Genomic DNA, 17039 nt, shown 5'->3' on the forward strand with positions numbered 1-17039 from the left:
CTAGAGGCACGGCCATCCTCCACTGACGACGAAAGCTAAAGCCCATGATCCCGCGCTACTCCCGTCCGGAAATGGTGGCCATCTGGTCACCGGAAACCAAGTTCCGCATCTGGTTCGAGATCGAGGCCCATGCCTGCGATGCGCTTGCCGAAATCGGCGTGATCCCGAAGGATGCGGCCCGCACGATCTGGGAAAAGGGCGGCGCTGCCACCTTCGACGTCGCCCGCATCGATGAGATCGAGGCCGTCACCAAGCATGACGTCATCGCCTTCCTGACGCACCTCGCCGAATTCGTCGGCCCGGACAGCCGCTTCATCCACCAGGGCATGACTTCGTCTGACGTGCTCGACACCTGCTTCAACGTCCAGCTCGTCCGCGCGACGGATCTGCTGCTTGCCGACCTCGACAAGCTGCTCGACGCCCTGAAGCGTCGCGCTTTCGAACACAAGGACACGGTGACGATCGGCCGTTCGCACGGCATCCACGCCGAACCGACCACCTTCGGGGTCAAGCTGGCGCTTGCCTATGCCGAGTTCGACCGCTGCAAGCAGCGGCTGCTGGCCGCGCGCGAGGAAGTCGCCACCTGCGCGATCTCCGGCGCCGTCGGCACCTTCGCCAACATCGATCCGCGTGTCGAAGAACATGTCGCCAAGGCGCTCGGCCTGAAGCCGGAACCGGTTTCGACCCAGGTCATCCCGCGCGACCGTCATGCCATGTACTTCGCCACCCTTGGCGTCATCGCTTCGTCCATCGAGCGCCTGGCGACGGAAATCCGTCACCTGCAGCGCACTGAAGTGCTCGAAGCCGAAGAGTATTTCTCGCCGGGCCAGAAGGGTTCGTCGGCAATGCCGCACAAGCGCAACCCTGTTCTGACCGAGAACCTGACGGGTCTTGCCCGCATGGTCCGCGCCTTCTCTGTACCGGCGATGGAAAACGTTGCGCTCTGGCACGAGCGCGACATCTCGCACTCCTCCGTCGAGCGCATGATCGGACCGGACGCGACGGTGACGCTCGATTTCGCGCTCGCTCGCCTGACCGGCGTGATCGACAAGCTGCTCGTCTACCCCGAGAACATGATCAAGAACATGAACAAGTTCCGCGGTCTCGTGCATTCGCAGCGCGTACTGCTGGCGCTGACCCAGGCCGGTGTTTCGCGTGAGGATGCCTATCGCCTCGTGCAGCGCAACGCCATGAAGGTCTGGGAACAGGGCAAGGACTTCCTCGAGGAACTGCTGGCCGACACGGAAGTGCGTGCGGCGCTTTCCGAGGAAGACATCCGCGAGAAGTTCGATCTCGGCTACCACACCAAGCACGTCGACACGATTTTCAAGCGCGTCTTCGGCTGAGCCTGACCGTCCGCGGGCCATGCGTCCGCGTTCCACCATATGAATATGCCCGCATTTGGCGCACATCGCTCAAATGCGGGCATTTTTATTAGCTGGATGTTCAATCATTGCGTGCGACCATAGGGGCCTGTCAACTAAGGTTTCTGAGGATCACATGGCCTATAAGGACAGTGTCGAGCGGGCGACCCAGCGCACGCAAACGAAAATCACCGGAACGGTGACCGTCAAGTCCGGCTCCAGCAACGGCATCGTCAAGGACCTTTCGGCCGAGGGCATTTGCTTTCAGTTGCTCTTCGATATCGGCGCCAAGACCGGGCAGGAAGTGACGATCAGGAGCGAGGAACTAGGCTTCCTGACCGGCATGGTCCGCTGGTACCGCGGCGACAAGATCGGCATCAAGCTCAATCTGTCCTCCAATACGGCGGCGCAGATTTCCTCCTACTACAAGCACTTCCGCTAGACCGGGAGCCAGTCATCGCTGACCCTGCAAAGCGCCGCAAGTCGATTGACCTGCGGCGCTTTCTGTTTTGAGCGGTTGCGTCGGCTCTCGCCGCGCCGCCCGAAACGCCTATCTTGAACGGGCGCGGGGACCTGGCTCCACCATCTTGCGATAGAGATGCCATGTCGCGTGGCCGAAGATCGGCATGATGACGGCAAGACCGACAAAGACCGGGATCGAGCCGATCACCAGGCCGGCGGCGATGATGAAGCCCCAGAGCGCGACAGGTATCGGATTGACCAAGGTCGCGCGGATCGATGTTTCGACTGCGGCAACTGCACCGACATCGCGATCGATCAGCAACGGGAAGGATACGACCGTTGTCGCCAACACGATGACGGCGAAGACGAAGCCGACGGCATTGCCGACGAGGATCAGGTTCCAGCCCTGTTCGGTCCCGATAATGCCATTCCAGAAGGCGGCGATCGAGTCCGGCGGTGCGGCCCCGAAGATCTGCGCGTAGAGCGCCTGGGCCACCAGCAGCCAGACAATGAAAACCGCGAAGAGCATGGCGGCAACGGCCATGATCGACGGCAAGGCTGGAGAGCGATGCAGGCGAAGTGCATGCGGCCATGAATAGTCCATGCCCAGTTCACGCCGTCGACTGATTTCGTAAAGACCGATCGCCGCGACAGGGCCGATCAGGGCAAAGCCCGAGACCAGCGGATAGAGAAGCGGCAGCATGTTTGCGCCCGCGCTCCAGGTAATCAGGACGGCGCCGGCAATCGGGTAGATCAGGCATAGAAAGACGTAGTGCGACGGCTTTTCGCGAAAATCGTCAAATCCGAGACGCAAGGCGTCGAACACATCCGAGACGCCAATTTTCTTTATGCCGGGGTGGGCGACACTCGCGTCCGGCCCCGACAGAACATGGAATGTTGTCATGGCTCACACTCCTCAACGAACCAGAGCGGCCACGGAAAAGCGATGCGACGATACAAAGTCGCACCAACCGCGACCGTCATGCCGATTATACAGAAAATGAAGGCGCTGTCGCCTGCCCCATCTTTTCTCGGAGCGTCACCGATCCAGGGTTGAAAACATCCGGCCGCGCGTCGTGTTCAGCACCCATAGCGTTTCTCAATTGGCACATGGCGCCGCAGGCCTTGACTTCGGCCGCTTTCAGCGCCACATCGCGGCCACTATGAAAGTATCCGACGCCCATATCCTCATCGTCCCTGGCTACACCAACTCCGGACCGGAGCACTGGCAGACCCGCTGGGAGCGCAAGATGTCCACCGCACGCCGCGTCGAGCAGGCCGAGTGGGCAAAGCCGGTGCGCGAGGATTGGGTGGCGCGCATGGTCGAAGAGGTCAACGCCGCCGAGAAGCCGGTCGTGATCGTCGCCCATTCGCTTGGGGTCGCGACTGCGGTGCACGCCCTGCCGCATTTCAACAAGCCGATCGCCGGTGCTTTCCTGGTCGCACCCCCGGATGTGGCCAACCCGACGATCCGCCCGAAGCACCTGATGACATTCGGCCCCTATCCGCGGGACCCCTTGCCGTTCCCGTCGCTGATGGTTGCAAGCCGCAACGATCCTTTCGGCTCCTACGAGCACGCCGACGATATCGCCAATGCCTGGGGTTCGCTGCTCGTCGACGCTGGCGAGTCCGGCCACATCAACACCGAATCCGGCCATGGCCCCTGGCCGGAGGGCACGATGGTGTTCGCCCAGTTCCTGAGCCGGCTGAAGCCCTGATGCTTCTCGGACACTGGTTGACGGCCCATTAGCCCTGCGATCCGCCATTAATCCGACGTTCATTGTCCGCGGTCATCATCGCTCGGCATGGCAGCGTGACTCGTCCCCAAGGGGCGTTGAGCGTTGTCGAATCTTGATTTGCGGTCTGATTTCCGGCTCCCGATGCCCTGGAAATCCTGCCGCAAACACTGGACATGGGATAAGTGGCCGTCAACGAAGGTCTCACCAAAGGTGCGCGTGGCGCGCCGGCGAATTCGGATGTTCTCACGCAGGCCGCTCTGGAGCGCTTGCCGGCGGGGGCAATCATTGCCAGTGACCTGGGACGGATCATTACGACCAACGCGCGCGCCGGCGAACTGCTGCTAAGGCCCCCCGCGTCGCTCCGGAAAGCCCTTCTCGCAGATCTCGTGCTGGATGAGGACAGGCCCCTGTTGCCGGCGCGGAAGATCTTGCCGCCTGCGACGGCGTCTGGCACGACGCTCCGTTTCGAGAGCCTCTCCGGCCCGCTGCCGATGCTTGTCTCCTGGTCGCCTGTGCTTTTCGCCGACCAGGACGCCTTTCTGCTGCTGATGCTGCCCGTTCATGAGTTCGTCGACGAAATCGCTGGTCTTCGCAACGACGAGACCCGCTGGAAATATGCGCTCGACAGCGCACTTGAAGGCGTTTGGGACCATGACTTCGAAACCGGCAACCTTTTCTACTCCACCACCTGGAAGCGGCTTCGTGGCCTGCCTGACAATGCCGAGGTCGACGGCAACCTTGAGACCTGGATCCAGAACGTTCACCCGGATGACCACGCGCATGTGCGCGCCGCAATCGAGCGGCAGGATTCCGGCGAGGCCGTGTTCAACACCTTCGAGTACCGCGAGCGCCACGCAGACGGGCACTGGATCTGGATCGAGAGCCGTGGCGCGTCCGTTGCCTATTGGCCGGATGGCAGGCCCAGCCGCATCATCGGCACGGACACGGACATTACGGCGCGCAAGGAGGCAGAAGCCCGTCTTGAGGAGGTCTCTCGCCGCCTGAGGCTCGCGCTCGGCGTCTCGAAGATCGGCGTGTTCGATTTCAACCTCGACGCCCTGCGGGACGATTGGGACGAGCGCATGTTCGAGATCTACGGCCTCGACCCAAGTGACGGGCCGCCGAGCTCCGAAGCCTGGGAAAACACGCTGCATCCCGATGACCGCGACAGGATCATCGCTCGGACCAATGAAGGCATCGCGTCCGGCAAGCCCTACGGCAACGCCTTTCGGATCGTGCGCCCTGATGGTTCGATCCGGCATATCCGCTCCAATGCCGCTACCTATATCGATCATCTCGGGACGCGAAAACTCATCGGGGCGAACTGGGACGTCACCGAAGACATCGCCTTGCAGGAGGACCTGCGCCATGCCCAGGCTTCCGCCGAAGCGCGCAACCGCGAGCTCGAGCAGGCGCACATCAGGATCGAATACAACGCCCTGCACGACTACCTGACGGATCTGCCAAACCGGCGCTACCTTGATCAGATGCTGGCGGAGAACGTCGCGGTCAATGCCATCCTGCATATCGACCTCGATCGTTTCAAACAGATCAACGACACGCTCGGGCACCAGGCCGGCGATGCCATGCTGACCCATGCCGCTGCCATTCTGCGCGCGCACGCGCGCCATGACGATTTCATCGCCCGCATCGGTGGCGATGAATTCGTCATTCTCTGCCGCCGCGGCCGCAACCTGCCGCAACTCTCCGAGCTTGCAGAGCGCATCGTGCACGCCTTCCGTCGCCCTATTCCCCATGAGGGCCAGCTCTGCCGTCTGGGCGCGAGCATCGGCATCGCCTGGAAAGGGCATGACGATTTCGATGCGAAGCAGTTGTTGATGAATGCCGACATCGCGCTCTATAGGGCAAAGAGCCTCGGCCGCGACCGCGTCGAAGCGTTTTCCGAGCAAATCCAGACACAGATCCTGACCGCCAAGCGGATCGGCGACGATATCCGCCAGGCGATCGAGGAAGGGCAGTTCACCGTCTACTATCAGCCGCAGTTCGATGCGACTTCGCTCGAGATCACCGGTGTCGAGGCTCTGGTGCGCTGGAACCATCCAGAGCGCGGCGTGCTCGCTCCCTTCCACTTTCTGAAGGTCGCCGAGGAGATCAACGTCCTGCCGGCGATCGACCGGAAGGTCGTGGAGCTTGCCTATGCCGACTTTCAATCGTGGCGGCAGTCCGGCTTTGCCATTCCCAAGATCTCTGTCAACATGTCGTCGCCCCGCCTGCGCGACCCCGGCCTGATCGGCGACCTGCGCGATCTGCAGATCCCCCCTGGCGTCCTCTCGTTCGAATTGCTCGAATCGATCTTCCTCGACGATCCCGAAGATGAAATCGCCGAGACGATCTCGGCCCTTGGTGCGCTTGGCATCGAGGTGGAGATCGACGATTTCGGTACCGGGCACGCTTCCATCATCGGCCTGCTCAACCTCAACCCTGCGCGGTTGAAGATTGACCGGGCGCTCGTCGGCCCGATCACGGAGAGCGCGAAACAGGCCAAGCTGGTCCGCGCGATCATCGACATCGGTCACTCGCTCAACATCGAGGTTGTCGGCGAAGGCGTCGAAACCTGGGAGCACGCAGCGATGCTGCGGGATCTCGGCTGCGATGTGTTGCAGGGCTACGCGCTCGCTCGCCCGATGGACCGTCTGGAGCTCGAACGCCGTCTTCGGCGCGGATGGAAGCCGATCTTCGGCACGGAAGACAAATAAAAACGCCCGGCTTGTGGCCGGGCGTGAATGGTCGGCGTTGATGCCGGAAGACTTACTTGTTCTGGATCTGCTGGACGGCTTCGCCGAGAAGCTCGAGCATCCGCAAGCGGATCTGCTCTTCCGTCTGGGCAACGCCTGCAGCGTCAAAGTCGGCCTTGATCTTGCGGACGACATCCTCGTGGCCAGCCTCTTCGAAATCGGCAGCCACCACTTCGTTGGCGTAGGCGTCGGCGTCGGTCTTGCCGAGCAGGCCGGCAGCCCAGAGACCGACAAGCTTGTTGCGGCGCGCTTCAGCCTTGAACTTCAGCTCTTCGTCCAGCGCAAACTTCGCTTCGAAGGCCTTTTCGCGATCCTGCATCGTCGTCATTTATCGATCTCCCTGAGAATTCCATGCCGGAAACAGTTATCGCCATAAACCAAAACGGAGGTCAAACTGCAATGCGTAGTTTTCCGGTTTGATGACTTTCATGTTACCCTCCGGATGGTTCCTGAAATCGCCTTTGATTTGAGGACTGTGAACGTCGCAGCGCTCAAAGTGCCACGGCGACCTCGACGCGTCCGGGAGGACGCGCGGGCGCCCCTATGCAAATCAGGGGACGGGAAGATACGCCGATTGTGAAATCCGTTCTTTTCGGCTATGGACCCCGAGAGATATTCCACGCGCGTGACCCAAGAGCGCCAACAACCACAGAGACAGAATCCATGAATCGTCGCCGCCGTATCTACGAGGGCAAGGCCAAGATCCTCTATGAGGGTCCGGAGCCAGGCACGCTCATCCAGTTCTTCAAGGACGACGCGACCGCCTTCAACAAGAAAAAGCATGACGTCATCGACGGCAAGGGCGTGCTGAACAACCGGATTTCCGAGTACATCTTCACGCATCTGAACAAGATCGGCATCCCCACGCACTTCATCCGCCGCCTCAACATGCGCGAGCAGTTGATCAAGGAAGTCGAGATCATCCCGCTTGAGATCGTCGTGCGCAACGTCGCCGCCGGCTCGCTGTCCAAGCGCCTCGGCATCGAGGAAGGCACCGTTCTGCCCCGTTCGATCATCGAGTTCTACTACAAGGCAGACGCGCTCGAAGACCCGATGGTCTCCGAAGAGCACATCACTGCCTTCGGCTGGGCAAGCCCCCAGGAACTCGACGACATCATGGCGCTCGCCATCCGCATCAACGACTTCCTTTCGGGCCTGTTCCTTGGCGTCGGCATCCAGCTCGTCGACTTCAAGATCGAGTGCGGCCGTCTGTTCGAGGGCGACATGATGCGCATCGTGCTCGCCGACGAGATCTCGCCGGACAGCTGCCGTCTCTGGGACATCGAGACCCGCGAGAAGCTCGACAAGGACCGTTTTCGCCGCGACCTCGGCGGCCTCGTCGAGGCCTATCAGGAAGTCGCCCGCCGTCTCGGCATCATGAACGAGAACGAACCGGTGCGCGGCACCGGTCCCGTTCTGGTGAAATAACTTCGGGGAAATCAAAGTGATCAAGGCACGTGTAACCGTGACGCTGAAGAACGGCGTTCTCGATCCGCAGGGCAAGGCAATCGAAGGCGCGCTCGGCGCACTCGGCTTCGATGGCATCGGCCAGGTCCGTCAGGGCAAGGTTTTCGATCTGCAGATCGAATCCGCAGATAAGGCCAAGGCCGAAGAAGACCTCAAGGCGATGTGCGAAAAGCTGCTCGCCAACACGGTCATCGAGAATTACAGCATCTCGTTCGCCTGATCCGTCGGGCATCGAAATTGTTCCGCGCCTTCGGGCGTGGAACCAGACGTTAAGAAATGCCGGAGCAGCACGAGCGCCCAACGGAGCAGTGCTGCGATCGGGAGGTGCCTGGCTCGTCGGGGGTGCGGCATCAAGATACACCTCGTCGCTTACGGAGACAGAGTTATGAAGTCAGCCGTCGTCCAGCTTCCGGGCCTCAACCGCGACCGCGACATGATCGCGGCCCTCACCAAGATTTCCGGCAAGGCGCCTGTCACCGTCTGGCAGACGGAAACGGATATTCCCGATGTCGACCTGATCGTCATCCCCGGTGGCTTTTCCTATGGCGACTATCTGCGCTGCGGCGCGATCGCCGCGCGCATGCCGGTGATGCAGGCGATCAAGGCCAAGGCGGAAAAGGGCGTCAAGGTTCTCGGTGTATGCAACGGCTTCCAGATCCTCGTCGAGGCCGGCCTGCTGCCGGGCGCGCTGATGCGCAATGCCTCGCTCAAGTTCGTCTGCCGCGAGATCAAGCTCGAAGTGGTCAACGCCGACACCGACTTCACCCGCGCCTATTCGAAGGGCCAGGTGATCCGCTCGCCGGTCGCGCACCACGACGGCAACTACTTCGCCGATGCCGAGACTCTGAAGACGATCGAAGGCAATGGCCAGGTGGTGTTCCGGTATGCCGAAGGCACCAATCCGAACGGCTCTATGAACGATATCGCCGGCGTCATGAACGCTGAGGGCAACGTGCTCGGCATGATGCCGCATCCGGAAAACCTGATCGAAGCGGCCCATGGCGGCTCCGACGGCCGCGGCCTCTTTGCGTCGGCGCTCGAAGTAATCGCCGCTTAACCATCCGGCTGATAGAAGGCATCCGATCCATCCCCCAAATGCGAGCGAGACCGTCGATGCCTTCATTTGTCCCTGCACGCTTGGCCAGCCTGGCCTGCGCAACGTTTGGCCTTGCTCTTCTCGCTTCGTGCCAATCGCCGAAGCCGCCTGCGCCGAGCCCGAACACGGCGGCGCTGCCGACCATGGAGCGCGTGGCACTTGGCGCCAATAGCTGCTGGTTCAAGTCGGGCGACGCCGAGTTCAAATCCTATCGCCTGGCGCCGGAGCTCAATTCCTTCTCCGGTCGCCCGCGCATTCTGATCGTGCCGCGCAAGTCACCGGAAGCACGCCCGCTCGCCGTGGTTCAGGCCGAGGGCAACCCGGCCCGCCTGCAGGCCTTCGGGCCGCTGATGAGTGAGCCGACGGGCACCCGCATGGCCGCCGATATCAAGCGCTGGGCTGCCGGCGGACAGGGCTGCAAGTAACAAGTCGAATTATCGGGACGACGCAAGGGCCGGTCCACCTCTAAGGTGGGTCGGCCCTTGTGTATTGTGGTTCAGTTGTTCCAGCGCGATAGGCTAGCGCCAGAACGGGACAGTCGATTGCTGGCGCGCATCCTTCTCGGAAACGCCGATATCCCTCAGATGCCAATCACTCATTTCCCCAAGCGCCAGGCGACCGCGTCGCTTCGCCGCCAGTTCGCAATAGAGCCCCCACAGGCGCTTCAGCACGCTTTCGCGCTCCTCCGAATAGTCGCCGCCAAACAATGTGCTGGTGCGCTCAACGGATTTCGCTTCCGAGCGGGACAAACAAATTGTATCGATTGTACTCATTGATAACCCCAATGCAGCGATTGCTATCGTTGTATCGGTGATAATTGACATATTTCCCGCTGTAATCTAAAGAATTGTCACTATGACAAATTGGCTCCCGGACATTCAGCAGGGTCACGGTCCACTCTATGCGCGGATCGCGGACCAGATCGAACAGGCAATTGGCAACGGCGCCCTGCCCGTCGGTGCCAAATTGCCACCCCAGCGCAACCTCGCCTACGACATAGGCGTGACAATCGGCACCATTGGACGCGCCTACAATATCGTTCGCGAACGTGGACTGGTGAGCGGCGAGGTCGGGCGCGGCACCTATGTGCTCGATCACCCCGAAAGCCGTCCGCCTGAACAGGCAGATCCGCTGACGACTTCCCTCGCCGGCACTCGGCCGCTCGTGGCACCTGCCGGCAAGTTGAGGTTCGACAGCACAGCCGCCCCGGATATCGGCCAGGGCTCGGTCTTGAGCGAGGTGCTTGGCGAGATCAGTCACGACCATCATGCAGACATTGCAAGCTACGCCCGCAACTTCCCGGACCATTGGTTCGAGGCGGGTTGCCTATGGCTGGCGCGTGGTGGCTTCCGTCCGAAGCCGGAAAACATCGTGCCGACGCTCGGTGCCCATGCGGCCGTCGTTGCCGTTATCACTGCCGTTACCGCGCCCGGCGACCGTATCGCCTTCGAGACACTGACCTATTCGCAGGTCAGCCGCAGCGCCGGCCTGGTCGGACGCCGGACGACGCTGGTCGAAAGTGACGAGTTCGGCATGATCCCGGAGGATTTCGAGCGCGTCTGCGCGCAACAGCATCCGAAGCTCGCCTTCCTGATGCCGAGCGCCCAGAACCCGACTGTCGCCGTCATGCCGCTGGCGCGCCGCCAGGCGATCGCCGACATCGCCCGCAAGTATGGCGTCTGGCTTGTCGAGGACGATCTCTATGGCGCCATGTCCGGTGATCAGACGCCGCTCTTGGCTGAGCTTGCGCCGGAACGTACCTTCCTGGTCGGCGGTCTCTCGAAGTCGGTGGCTGCCGGGGTCCGCGGTGGCTGGGTCGCCTGCCCTCCGCATTTCAGCCAGCGTATCCGAATTGCGCACAAGATGGTGAGCGGCGGTTTGCCGTTCATTCTCGCTGAGCTTTGCGCGCGCCTTGTGCTGTCCGGTTCGGCCGCAATCCTGCGCAGCAAGGGCATCGAAGAAGTGCGCGCCCGCGAGGCGATGGCCCGCGAAATCTTCGAGGGCATCGAGTTCACTTCGCACCCTTGCATTCCATTCCTTTGGATGAAGCTGCCCGACCCCTGGCTATCAGGCACCTTCAAGCAGGCGGCCCTGCAGGAGGGTGTGCTTGTCGACGACGAGGACGAGTTCAAGGCCGGACGAACCGACCGCGTCTTCCACCGCATCCGCATCGGCTTTTCTTCGCCGCCGGACCGCGCCCAGGTAAGAGCGGGCTTTCAGACGCTGAAACGGCTGCTCGACAGTGGGCGCGCAGGCTACGACAGTTTTGAGTGACTATCGAAATCCTCGGGGTGACTTTCGCGCAAGGTTACGCAAAATACTGTTTTAGCAGTTTTGCGCATATGATTCGCCTTAAGGATTACGCATGCCGCTATCGTCGAGCTCCATTCGCCCTCGCAACGTCGGCGCCTGTCTTCTTCTTGCTACAGTCATGTTCACCGCGGCGCCGACCTTCGCCGCCGATGGTGTTTTCGATGAAATGCGCTTCGGCGTGACGACGTCGATCGCCGCCGGCGACAAGCAGGAAGACGGGGTGTTTCCGTCATTCACCGTGTACTTCGACCCGTTCGATGCCGATGGGGCAGCAGACCTCGGCGAAAAATTGCTGCGCCCCCGGGTCTATACCGGCGCAGCGGTTGCGACGTCGTCCAACGGGGTCAATCAGGCCTATGGCGGTTTGAGCTGGACCTTCGACATGACGAAGCGACTTTTCGTCGAGTTCGGCGCCGGCGGTACGGTTCATGATGGCGATCTCGATGACCCCAACGGTTCCGGTCCCCAACTCGGCTGCCGATTCCTCTTCCGCGAATACGCCGCTGCCGGCGTCCGCCTCGACGAGCACTGGAACGTCTCGGCGACCGTGGAACATGCGTCGCATGCCAATCTGTGCGACGGTCCGAACAATGGCCTGACGCGCGCCGGACTTGCGCTCGGCTACCAGTTCTGACGCTGGTTGCCGCACTAGCCTTCTGCAAAGCTTCATACGGGCGTCAACCGCTGTTGATCGCCCGTATTTTTCTGTCGCGCCGCGCCGCAGCATAGGCTAAAGAAGCCGCAAAGCGCCCCCTGTGTCTGTTGCGGTTCGCACGCGCCATATTCCTCTTAAGTGGATTGCGCGCCGCCCGAAGGATTTGACGGTCGACGATGACGATTTCGAACACCCGCCCCATCACCCCGGACCTCATCGCATCGCACGGGCTGAAGCCCGACGAATACGAGCGCATTCTCGGCCTGATCGGGCGCGAGCCGACCTTTACCGAGCTCGGCATCTTCTCGGCGATGTGGAACGAGCACTGCTCCTACAAGTCCTCGAAGAAGTGGCTGCGCACGCTGCCAACCAAGGGCCCGCGCGTCATCCAGGGCCCGGGCGAAAACGCCGGTGTGGTCGATATCGATGACGGCGACTGCGTCGTCTTCAAGATGGAGAGCCACAACCACCCGTCCTATATCGAGCCCTACCAGGGGGCTGCGACCGGCGTCGGCGGTATCCTGCGCGACGTCTTCACCATGGGCGCTCGTCCGGTGGCGGCGATGAATGCGCTCCGCTTCGGCTCACCGGATCATCCGAAGACCCGCCACCTCGTTTCCGGCGTCGTTGCCGGCGTTGGCGGCTACGGCAACTCCTTCGGCGTTCCGACCGTCGGCGGTGAAGTCGAGTTCGATGCCCGCTACAACGGCAACATTCTCGTCAACGCCTTTGCCGCTGGCCTCGCCAAGAGCGACGCGATCTTCTACTCCAAGGCTGAAGGCGTCGGCTTGCCGGTCGTCTATCTCGGCGCCAAGACCGGCCGCGACGGCGTCGGCGGCGCGACCATGGCTTCTGCCGAATTCGACGAGTCGATCGAAGAGAAGCGCCCGACCGTTCAGGTCGGCGACCCCTTCACCGAAAAGTGCCTGCTCGAAGCCTGCCTCGAACTGATGCAGACCGGCGCCGTCATCGCCATCCAGGACATGGGTGCCGCCGGTCTCACCTGCTCGGCAGTCGAAATGGGCGCCAAGGGCGACCTCGGCATCGAGCTCAACCTCGACAGCGTTCCGGTGCGCGAAGAGCGCATGACGGCCTATGAGATGATGCTGTCTGAAAGCCAGGAGCGCATGCTCATGGTGCTCGAGCCCGCCAAGGAAGAAGTCGCCAAGGCGATCTTCGTCAAGTGGGGCCTCGACTTCGCGATCGTCGGCAAGACCACGGACGACCTGCGTTTCCGCATCCTGCACCAAGGCGAGGAAGTCGCGAACCTGCCGATCAAGGAACTGGGCGACGAAGCGCCGGAATACGACCGCCCCTGGACCCCGGCAAAGACCTCGGTACCGCTCGCAACCAACGACATCCCGCAGGCCGATGTCGCTGATGCACTCGTCAAGCTCGTCGGTTCGGCCAACAACTCCTCGCGCCGCTGGGTCTACGAACAGTACGACACGCTGATCCAGGGCAATTCGTTGCAGCTGCCGGGCGGCGACGCCGGCGTCGTGCGCGTCGAAGGCCATGCCACGAAGGCGCTCGCATTCTCCTCCGACGTCACGCCGCGCTATGTCGAGGCTGATCCCTACGAAGGTGGCAAGCAGGCGGTCGCCGAATGCTGGCGCAACCTGACGGCAACCGGCTCGCTGCCGCTCGCTGCCACCGACAACCTCAACTTCGGCAATCCGGAACGCCCTGAAATCATGAGCCAGCTGGTCCATGCCATCAAGGGCATCGGCGAAGCCTGCACCGCGCTCGACTTCCCGATCGTTTCCGGCAACGTCTCGCTCTACAACGAGACCAACGGCCAGGCGATCCTGCCGACGCCGACCATCGGTGGCGTTGGCCTCATCAAGGACTGGTCGAAGATGGCGCGCATCCGCTTTGCCGCTGCAGGCGAAACGATCCTGCTCGCCGGCGCGCCTGCCGGTCTCGGTTCGCACATCGCCCAGTCGGTCTACATGCGCGACGTTCACGGCCGTACCGATGGTCCGGCGCCGCATGTCGATCTGGCGCATGAGCGCAAGGTCGGCGATTTCGTCCGCGGCCTGATCGTCGACGGTCTCGTAACTGCCGTTCACGACTGCTCGTCGGGTGGCCTCGCACTCGCCGTTGCGGAGATGGCGATGGCTTCGGGCATCGGTGCCACGGTTGACGCCGTTAGCGGTCATAACCCGATTGCCACCTTCTATGGCGAAGACCAGGGGCGCTACGTCGTGACCGTCGCTGCCGGCGCACTCGATGCAGTTGCCGCCCGTGCCAAGACGGCAGGCGTTGCCCTGCCCGTCATCGGCAAGACCGGTGGCGACGCCGTCAAGCTCGGCGATGCCAAGGCAGTTTCGGTCGCAGATCTGCGTGCCGCCCACGAAGGCTGGTTCCCGGACTTCATGCAGGGCGATCTCGCTCCCGAAAACTGAGACAGGAACAGCGCCACCACGGCGGATGATTTTTCCGGACGCGCCATGTTCGATTGGAACGACCTGAAATATTTTCTCGCCGTGGCGCGCACCGGGTCCACGCTTGCCGCCGCGCGTAGCCTCGGGGTCAATCAGACGACAGTTGCTCGCCGGATTGATGCACTCGAACGCGACCTGGGACTCGCGCTTTTCGCGCGCCTGCCGAACGGCTATCGACTGACGGAGCGCGGGGAAGCGACTGTCGTGCTCGCGGAACAGGTCGAGCAAGGCGCCACGCTGCTGGCCGACGCCGCACGCGGATGGAATCGCACGATCGCCGGAACCGTGCGTATAACCACGACAGAGATTCTTGCCATCGACGTGGTGGCGCCGCTCGTCTCCGAATTGCGCCACCAGCACCCGTCATTGTCCATTGAGTTGATTGCCGACGATCGCCGGCTCGATCTTTCGCGTGGTGAAGTGGACGTCGCGCTGCGCGTCGGCTCCTGTCCCGAAGAGGCTGGGATCGTGCGGCGGCGGCTTGCGACCAGCGTATGGGCGCTGCATTGCGCCAGATCCTACGCCGAGCGCCATGGCCTACCCGGCAGTATCGCCGACCTTGAGCGGCACGAGATCGTAGGTGGCACCGGCGGTCTTGCCGCCCTGAGGCCGCTCGTCGCCTTGCGGAAAGCGGCGCCTGGCGCCCCGATCGGAATCCGCTGCAATTCCGTGCCCAATCTGATTGCAGCGGTTCGCTCCGGCGTTGCAGTTGGCCCGCTGCCTTGTTGGGCAGCATTCGAAGACGACGGTTTGCTGCGTTGTGCTATCCCCGAGCTTGAAGCCCGATCGGACATTTGGCTCCTCTATCATGAAAGCCTGCGCGACAGCCCGCATGTGCGACTGTTCCGCGAAGCGGTGACGGCTCGTTTCGAAGCCGTCCGCCATCGGTTCGAGGGACGTTCCGCCCCCGAGGCCTAAGCCGATTCCGACCTCTCCTCTCTTGTTGCCGGACAATGGCTGGCCGAGCCTGGGAAGCCCAGTTGTCGCGCCTGCGAACCGCCGTCCCGGGCGCCCCAACGCCGAGCGATCTTGCCATCGGTGAGTTCGAACCATTCGATCGCCAGCAACTCGTAGGAGCGGCCGGTCGGTTGTTTGAAGTCCAGAAACGGACCGGTCCACTTGCCGCTTTCGCGCAGGCGCACCACGACTGTGTCGCCATTGGCGACCAAGGACAGGACGTCAAGCTTCATGTTCAGCCCATGATGAAGGTCGTGCCAGACGCGTGCGGCGAAATCGAAGACGCCAGCACCCACTACACCCTGGATCTCCGCATCGGCGGTGAAGAGCGGGCGTAGCGCTGCGATGTCGCCCGCATTCATCGCCTGCACATAGGCTTCGACTGTCGCCGTGTTGACCTGATCGCGTGTCATATGACTTCCTTGCCGGTACCCGGCGCATCGGCACGGGTGGTGTTGAAATGAAGAGGGTTGCGCTGGCTTTCACTTAGCCTCGCCAGCGCTCTCGCGCAGTAGAGCGGAACCTGCATTTCGCCGCTATCAGCTTTGTCGCAGCGACCCTCTGCAGATTTGCAGAACGTCAATTGCCGTCGACACCTCATTGTTGCTCACCCGATTCAGCAATTGCGTTTCGCCCCTGAATCGTGGTTCCCTGATAGTATGGAGCGGCGTCGGCGACGCGGCCGGCGCTGCAGAAAAACAAGGAGTTGGCGTATCATGCCCATGACACCAGGCGACATCGAAGACATGATCAAGGCGGGGATTCCCGGTGCCAAGGTCACGATCCGCGATCTGGCCGGTGACGGCGACCACTATGCCGCCGAAGTCGTGGCCGAAGCATTTCGCGGCAAGACTCGCGTGCAGCAGCACCAGATGGTCTACAATGCACTCAAGGGTAACATGGGGGGTGTTCTGCACGCCCTTGCCCTGCAGACGAGCGCACCGGAGTAAGCCGGAATGGCTGACCTGATCAAGGAACTCGTTAGCGGCGTCGTCGACAGTGCGTTGAAGGAAATCCTCAAGAAGACCGGCGTCAAGCGGACGACGACCAAGCGGACGAAGCGCCGCACGCGGACGACCTCGTCCGGCGGCGGCATCCTCGCGGATATCCTCGAAGCGGCCATCCGCAAGCCGGCCAAGAAACAGGTCAGCCGCCGTCGCACGGCCGCCGCGCGCAGCAAGACCCGGCGCCGCACCGCATGACTGCATGTTTCCTTAACTCGTAACCGACTTAAGGATGGAAACATTGCGGCATATCAACGTGCGACAGCGCCGCGTCTGATACGACGCGCGGCGCTGTAGTGGTATTAAAACCACATCTTGAGGCCCATCAATATTTGTTGCGATTGGGTGGTGAAAATCACCGATATGCATGCTATCTAGGATCCAATCGATATCCGGCCCTTGAAGCCGGCGCAGGAAGGAAGACAAGATGAGCGGAATTCACGAATTCATCGACAACGAAGTCAAGACGAACGATGTGGTGCTCTTCATGAAGGGTACGCCGCAGTTCCCGCAGTGTGGCTTCTCCGGTCAGGTGGTCCAGATTCTCGATTACATCGGCGTCGACTACAAGGGCATCAACGTGCTCGCTGACGCGGACCTGCGCCAGGGCATCAAGGATTACTCCAACTGGCCGACGATCCCGCAGCTTTACGTCAAGGGCGAATTCGTTGGCGGTTGCGACATCGTGCGCGAGATGTTCCAGGCCGGCGAACTGCAGTCGCATCTCGAGGCGCAGGGCATTGCCGTCAAGGGCGCCGCCGCCTGATCCAAGGACGCCT

General features: G+C 62.0%; 19 protein-coding genes. 15 read left to right on the forward strand and 4 right to left on the reverse strand.

Annotated features, from left to right (window positions below):
* Positions 1-44 precede the first annotated feature (44 nt).
* A complete protein-coding gene (gene purB / locus PWG15_RS08030; protein ID WP_275023869.1) occupies positions 45-1346 on the forward strand; it encodes an adenylosuccinate lyase in 1302 nt (433 codons plus the stop codon).
* Between the two features lie 154 nt (positions 1347-1500).
* On the forward strand, positions 1501-1806 hold the full coding sequence (locus PWG15_RS08035; RefSeq protein WP_077961142.1) for a PilZ domain-containing protein: 306 nt from the start codon (positions 1501-1503) through the stop codon (positions 1804-1806).
* 108 nt (positions 1807-1914) lie between these two features.
* Here the strand turns inward: PWG15_RS08035 and PWG15_RS08040 are convergent, their stop codons facing one another.
* Positions 1915-2730, reverse strand: coding sequence for a DUF2189 domain-containing protein (locus tag PWG15_RS08040; RefSeq protein WP_275023870.1), 816 nt, complete (start codon positions 2728-2730; stop codon positions 1915-1917).
* 259 nt (positions 2731-2989) lie between these two features.
* Between PWG15_RS08040 and PWG15_RS08045 the strand changes: the two genes are divergently transcribed.
* Together PWG15_RS08045 and PWG15_RS08050 are read left to right on the forward strand one after the other, a co-directional pair.
* Entirely contained in the window at positions 2990-3544 is a 555-nt protein-coding gene (locus tag PWG15_RS08045; RefSeq protein WP_275023871.1) for an RBBP9/YdeN family alpha/beta hydrolase, read from the forward strand.
* A 203-nt stretch (positions 3545-3747) separates the two neighbouring features.
* Complete coding sequence (locus PWG15_RS08050; protein WP_275023872.1) at positions 3748-6282, forward strand: EAL domain-containing protein; 2535 nt, start codon at positions 3748-3750, stop codon at positions 6280-6282.
* Positions 6283-6334: 52 nt separating this feature from the next.
* On the opposite strand, the gene PWG15_RS08055 is transcribed toward PWG15_RS08050, so the two are convergent.
* On the reverse strand, positions 6335-6649 hold the full coding sequence (locus PWG15_RS08055; protein WP_275023873.1) for a DUF1476 domain-containing protein: 315 nt from the start codon (positions 6647-6649) through the stop codon (positions 6335-6337).
* Between the two features lie 335 nt (positions 6650-6984).
* Between PWG15_RS08055 and purC the strand changes: the two genes are divergently transcribed.
* The 4 genes from purC (at position 6985) to PWG15_RS08075 (ending at position 9309) form a co-directional block, all read left to right on the forward strand.
* A complete protein-coding gene (purC, locus tag PWG15_RS08060) occupies positions 6985-7749 on the forward strand; it encodes a phosphoribosylaminoimidazolesuccinocarboxamide synthase (protein WP_057248960.1) in 765 nt (254 codons plus the stop codon).
* A 16-nt stretch (positions 7750-7765) separates the two neighbouring features.
* A complete protein-coding gene (gene purS, locus PWG15_RS08065; RefSeq protein ID WP_034794427.1) occupies positions 7766-8008 on the forward strand; it encodes a phosphoribosylformylglycinamidine synthase subunit PurS in 243 nt (80 codons plus the stop codon).
* A gap of 165 nt (positions 8009-8173) precedes the next feature.
* Complete coding sequence (gene purQ / locus PWG15_RS08070; RefSeq protein WP_275023874.1) at positions 8174-8845, forward strand: phosphoribosylformylglycinamidine synthase subunit PurQ; 672 nt, start codon at positions 8174-8176, stop codon at positions 8843-8845.
* Between the two features lie 56 nt (positions 8846-8901).
* The gene (locus tag PWG15_RS08075; RefSeq protein ID WP_275023875.1) at positions 8902-9309 is read left to right on the forward strand and encodes a hypothetical protein; all 408 of its coding nucleotides are present in this window, start codon (positions 8902-8904) and stop codon (positions 9307-9309) included.
* Positions 9310-9402: 93 nt separating this feature from the next.
* Here the strand turns inward: PWG15_RS08075 and PWG15_RS08080 are convergent, their stop codons facing one another.
* On the reverse strand, positions 9403-9657 hold the full coding sequence (locus PWG15_RS08080; RefSeq protein ID WP_275023876.1) for a DUF1127 domain-containing protein: 255 nt from the start codon (positions 9655-9657) through the stop codon (positions 9403-9405).
* An 82-nt stretch (positions 9658-9739) separates the two neighbouring features.
* Between PWG15_RS08080 and PWG15_RS08085 the strand changes: the two genes are divergently transcribed.
* The 4 genes from PWG15_RS08085 to PWG15_RS08100 all read left to right on the forward strand — a co-directional run bounded on the left by PWG15_RS08085 (position 9740) and on the right by PWG15_RS08100 (position 15217).
* Positions 9740-11158 (forward strand): aminotransferase-like domain-containing protein, encoded by a 1419-nt coding sequence (locus tag PWG15_RS08085; protein ID WP_275023877.1) that lies wholly within the window; start codon positions 9740-9742, stop codon positions 11156-11158.
* Positions 11159-11249: 91 nt separating this feature from the next.
* Complete coding sequence (locus tag PWG15_RS08090; RefSeq protein WP_275023878.1) at positions 11250-11831, forward strand: acyloxyacyl hydrolase; 582 nt, start codon at positions 11250-11252, stop codon at positions 11829-11831.
* Between the two features lie 197 nt (positions 11832-12028).
* Complete coding sequence (purL, locus tag PWG15_RS08095; protein WP_275023879.1) at positions 12029-14260, forward strand: phosphoribosylformylglycinamidine synthase subunit PurL; 2232 nt, start codon at positions 12029-12031, stop codon at positions 14258-14260.
* 45 nt (positions 14261-14305) lie between these two features.
* A complete protein-coding gene (locus PWG15_RS08100) occupies positions 14306-15217 on the forward strand; it encodes a LysR family transcriptional regulator (protein WP_275023880.1) in 912 nt (303 codons plus the stop codon).
* On the opposite strand, the gene PWG15_RS08105 is transcribed toward PWG15_RS08100, so the two are convergent.
* Positions 15214-15669 (reverse strand): ester cyclase, encoded by a 456-nt coding sequence (locus PWG15_RS08105; protein ID WP_275023881.1) that lies wholly within the window; start codon positions 15667-15669, stop codon positions 15214-15216. The genes PWG15_RS08100 and PWG15_RS08105 overlap by 4 nt on opposite strands.
* 303 nt (positions 15670-15972) lie before the next feature.
* Here PWG15_RS08105 and PWG15_RS08110 point away from each other — a divergent pair, with 303 nt between their 5' ends.
* The 3 genes from PWG15_RS08110 to grxD all read left to right on the forward strand — a co-directional run bounded on the left by PWG15_RS08110 (position 15973) and on the right by grxD (position 17026).
* Positions 15973-16206 (forward strand): BolA family protein, encoded by a 234-nt coding sequence (locus PWG15_RS08110; RefSeq protein ID WP_057248940.1) that lies wholly within the window; start codon positions 15973-15975, stop codon positions 16204-16206.
* 6 nt (positions 16207-16212) lie between these two features.
* A complete protein-coding gene (locus PWG15_RS08115) occupies positions 16213-16458 on the forward strand; it encodes a hypothetical protein (protein WP_275023882.1) in 246 nt (81 codons plus the stop codon).
* 229 nt (positions 16459-16687) lie between these two features.
* Positions 16688-17026: a Grx4 family monothiol glutaredoxin gene (gene grxD, locus PWG15_RS08120; RefSeq protein ID WP_275023883.1), complete on the forward strand. Its 339-nt coding sequence runs from the start codon at positions 16688-16690 to the stop codon at positions 17024-17026.
* The last annotated feature ends 13 nt before the right edge of the window (positions 17027-17039 follow it).

This window comes from Ensifer adhaerens (genome assembly GCF_028993555.1).
GTDB classification, from domain to species: Bacteria; Pseudomonadota; Alphaproteobacteria; order Rhizobiales; family Rhizobiaceae; genus Ensifer; species Ensifer adhaerens_I.

Bases quoted from the DNA above. Each gene is read 5' to 3' on its own strand.
- PWG15_RS08085 (WP_275023877.1), top strand. From the start codon at position 9,740: ATGACAAATTGGCTCCCGGACATTCAGCAGGGTCACGGTCCACTCTAT.
- PWG15_RS08105 (WP_275023881.1), bottom strand. From the start codon at position 15,669: ATGACACGCGATCAGGTCAACACGGCGACAGTCGAAGCCTATGTGCAG.
- PWG15_RS08090 (WP_275023878.1), top strand. From the start codon at position 11,250: ATGCCGCTATCGTCGAGCTCCATTCGCCCTCGCAACGTCGGCGCCTGT.
- grxD (WP_275023883.1), top strand. From the start codon at position 16,688: ATGAGCGGAATTCACGAATTCATCGACAACGAAGTCAAGACGAACGAT.
- PWG15_RS08035 (WP_077961142.1), top strand. From the start codon at position 1,501: ATGGCCTATAAGGACAGTGTCGAGCGGGCGACCCAGCGCACGCAAACG.
- PWG15_RS08075 (WP_275023875.1), top strand. From the start codon at position 8,902: ATGCCTTCATTTGTCCCTGCACGCTTGGCCAGCCTGGCCTGCGCAACG.
- purC (WP_057248960.1), top strand. From the start codon at position 6,985: ATGAATCGTCGCCGCCGTATCTACGAGGGCAAGGCCAAGATCCTCTAT.
- PWG15_RS08055 (WP_275023873.1), bottom strand. From the start codon at position 6,649: ATGACGACGATGCAGGATCGCGAAAAGGCCTTCGAAGCGAAGTTTGCG.
- PWG15_RS08110 (WP_057248940.1), top strand. From the start codon at position 15,973: ATGCCCATGACACCAGGCGACATCGAAGACATGATCAAGGCGGGGATT.
- purQ (WP_275023874.1), top strand. From the start codon at position 8,174: ATGAAGTCAGCCGTCGTCCAGCTTCCGGGCCTCAACCGCGACCGCGAC.
- PWG15_RS08115 (WP_275023882.1), top strand. From the start codon at position 16,213: ATGGCTGACCTGATCAAGGAACTCGTTAGCGGCGTCGTCGACAGTGCG.
- PWG15_RS08080 (WP_275023876.1), bottom strand. From the start codon at position 9,657: ATGAGTACAATCGATACAATTTGTTTGTCCCGCTCGGAAGCGAAATCC.
- PWG15_RS08045 (WP_275023871.1), top strand. From the start codon at position 2,990: ATGAAAGTATCCGACGCCCATATCCTCATCGTCCCTGGCTACACCAAC.
- purB (WP_275023869.1), top strand. From the start codon at position 45: ATGATCCCGCGCTACTCCCGTCCGGAAATGGTGGCCATCTGGTCACCG.
- purL (WP_275023879.1), top strand. From the start codon at position 12,029: ATGACGATTTCGAACACCCGCCCCATCACCCCGGACCTCATCGCATCG.
- PWG15_RS08100 (WP_275023880.1), top strand. From the start codon at position 14,306: ATGTTCGATTGGAACGACCTGAAATATTTTCTCGCCGTGGCGCGCACC.
- PWG15_RS08040 (WP_275023870.1), bottom strand. From the start codon at position 2,730: ATGACAACATTCCATGTTCTGTCGGGGCCGGACGCGAGTGTCGCCCAC.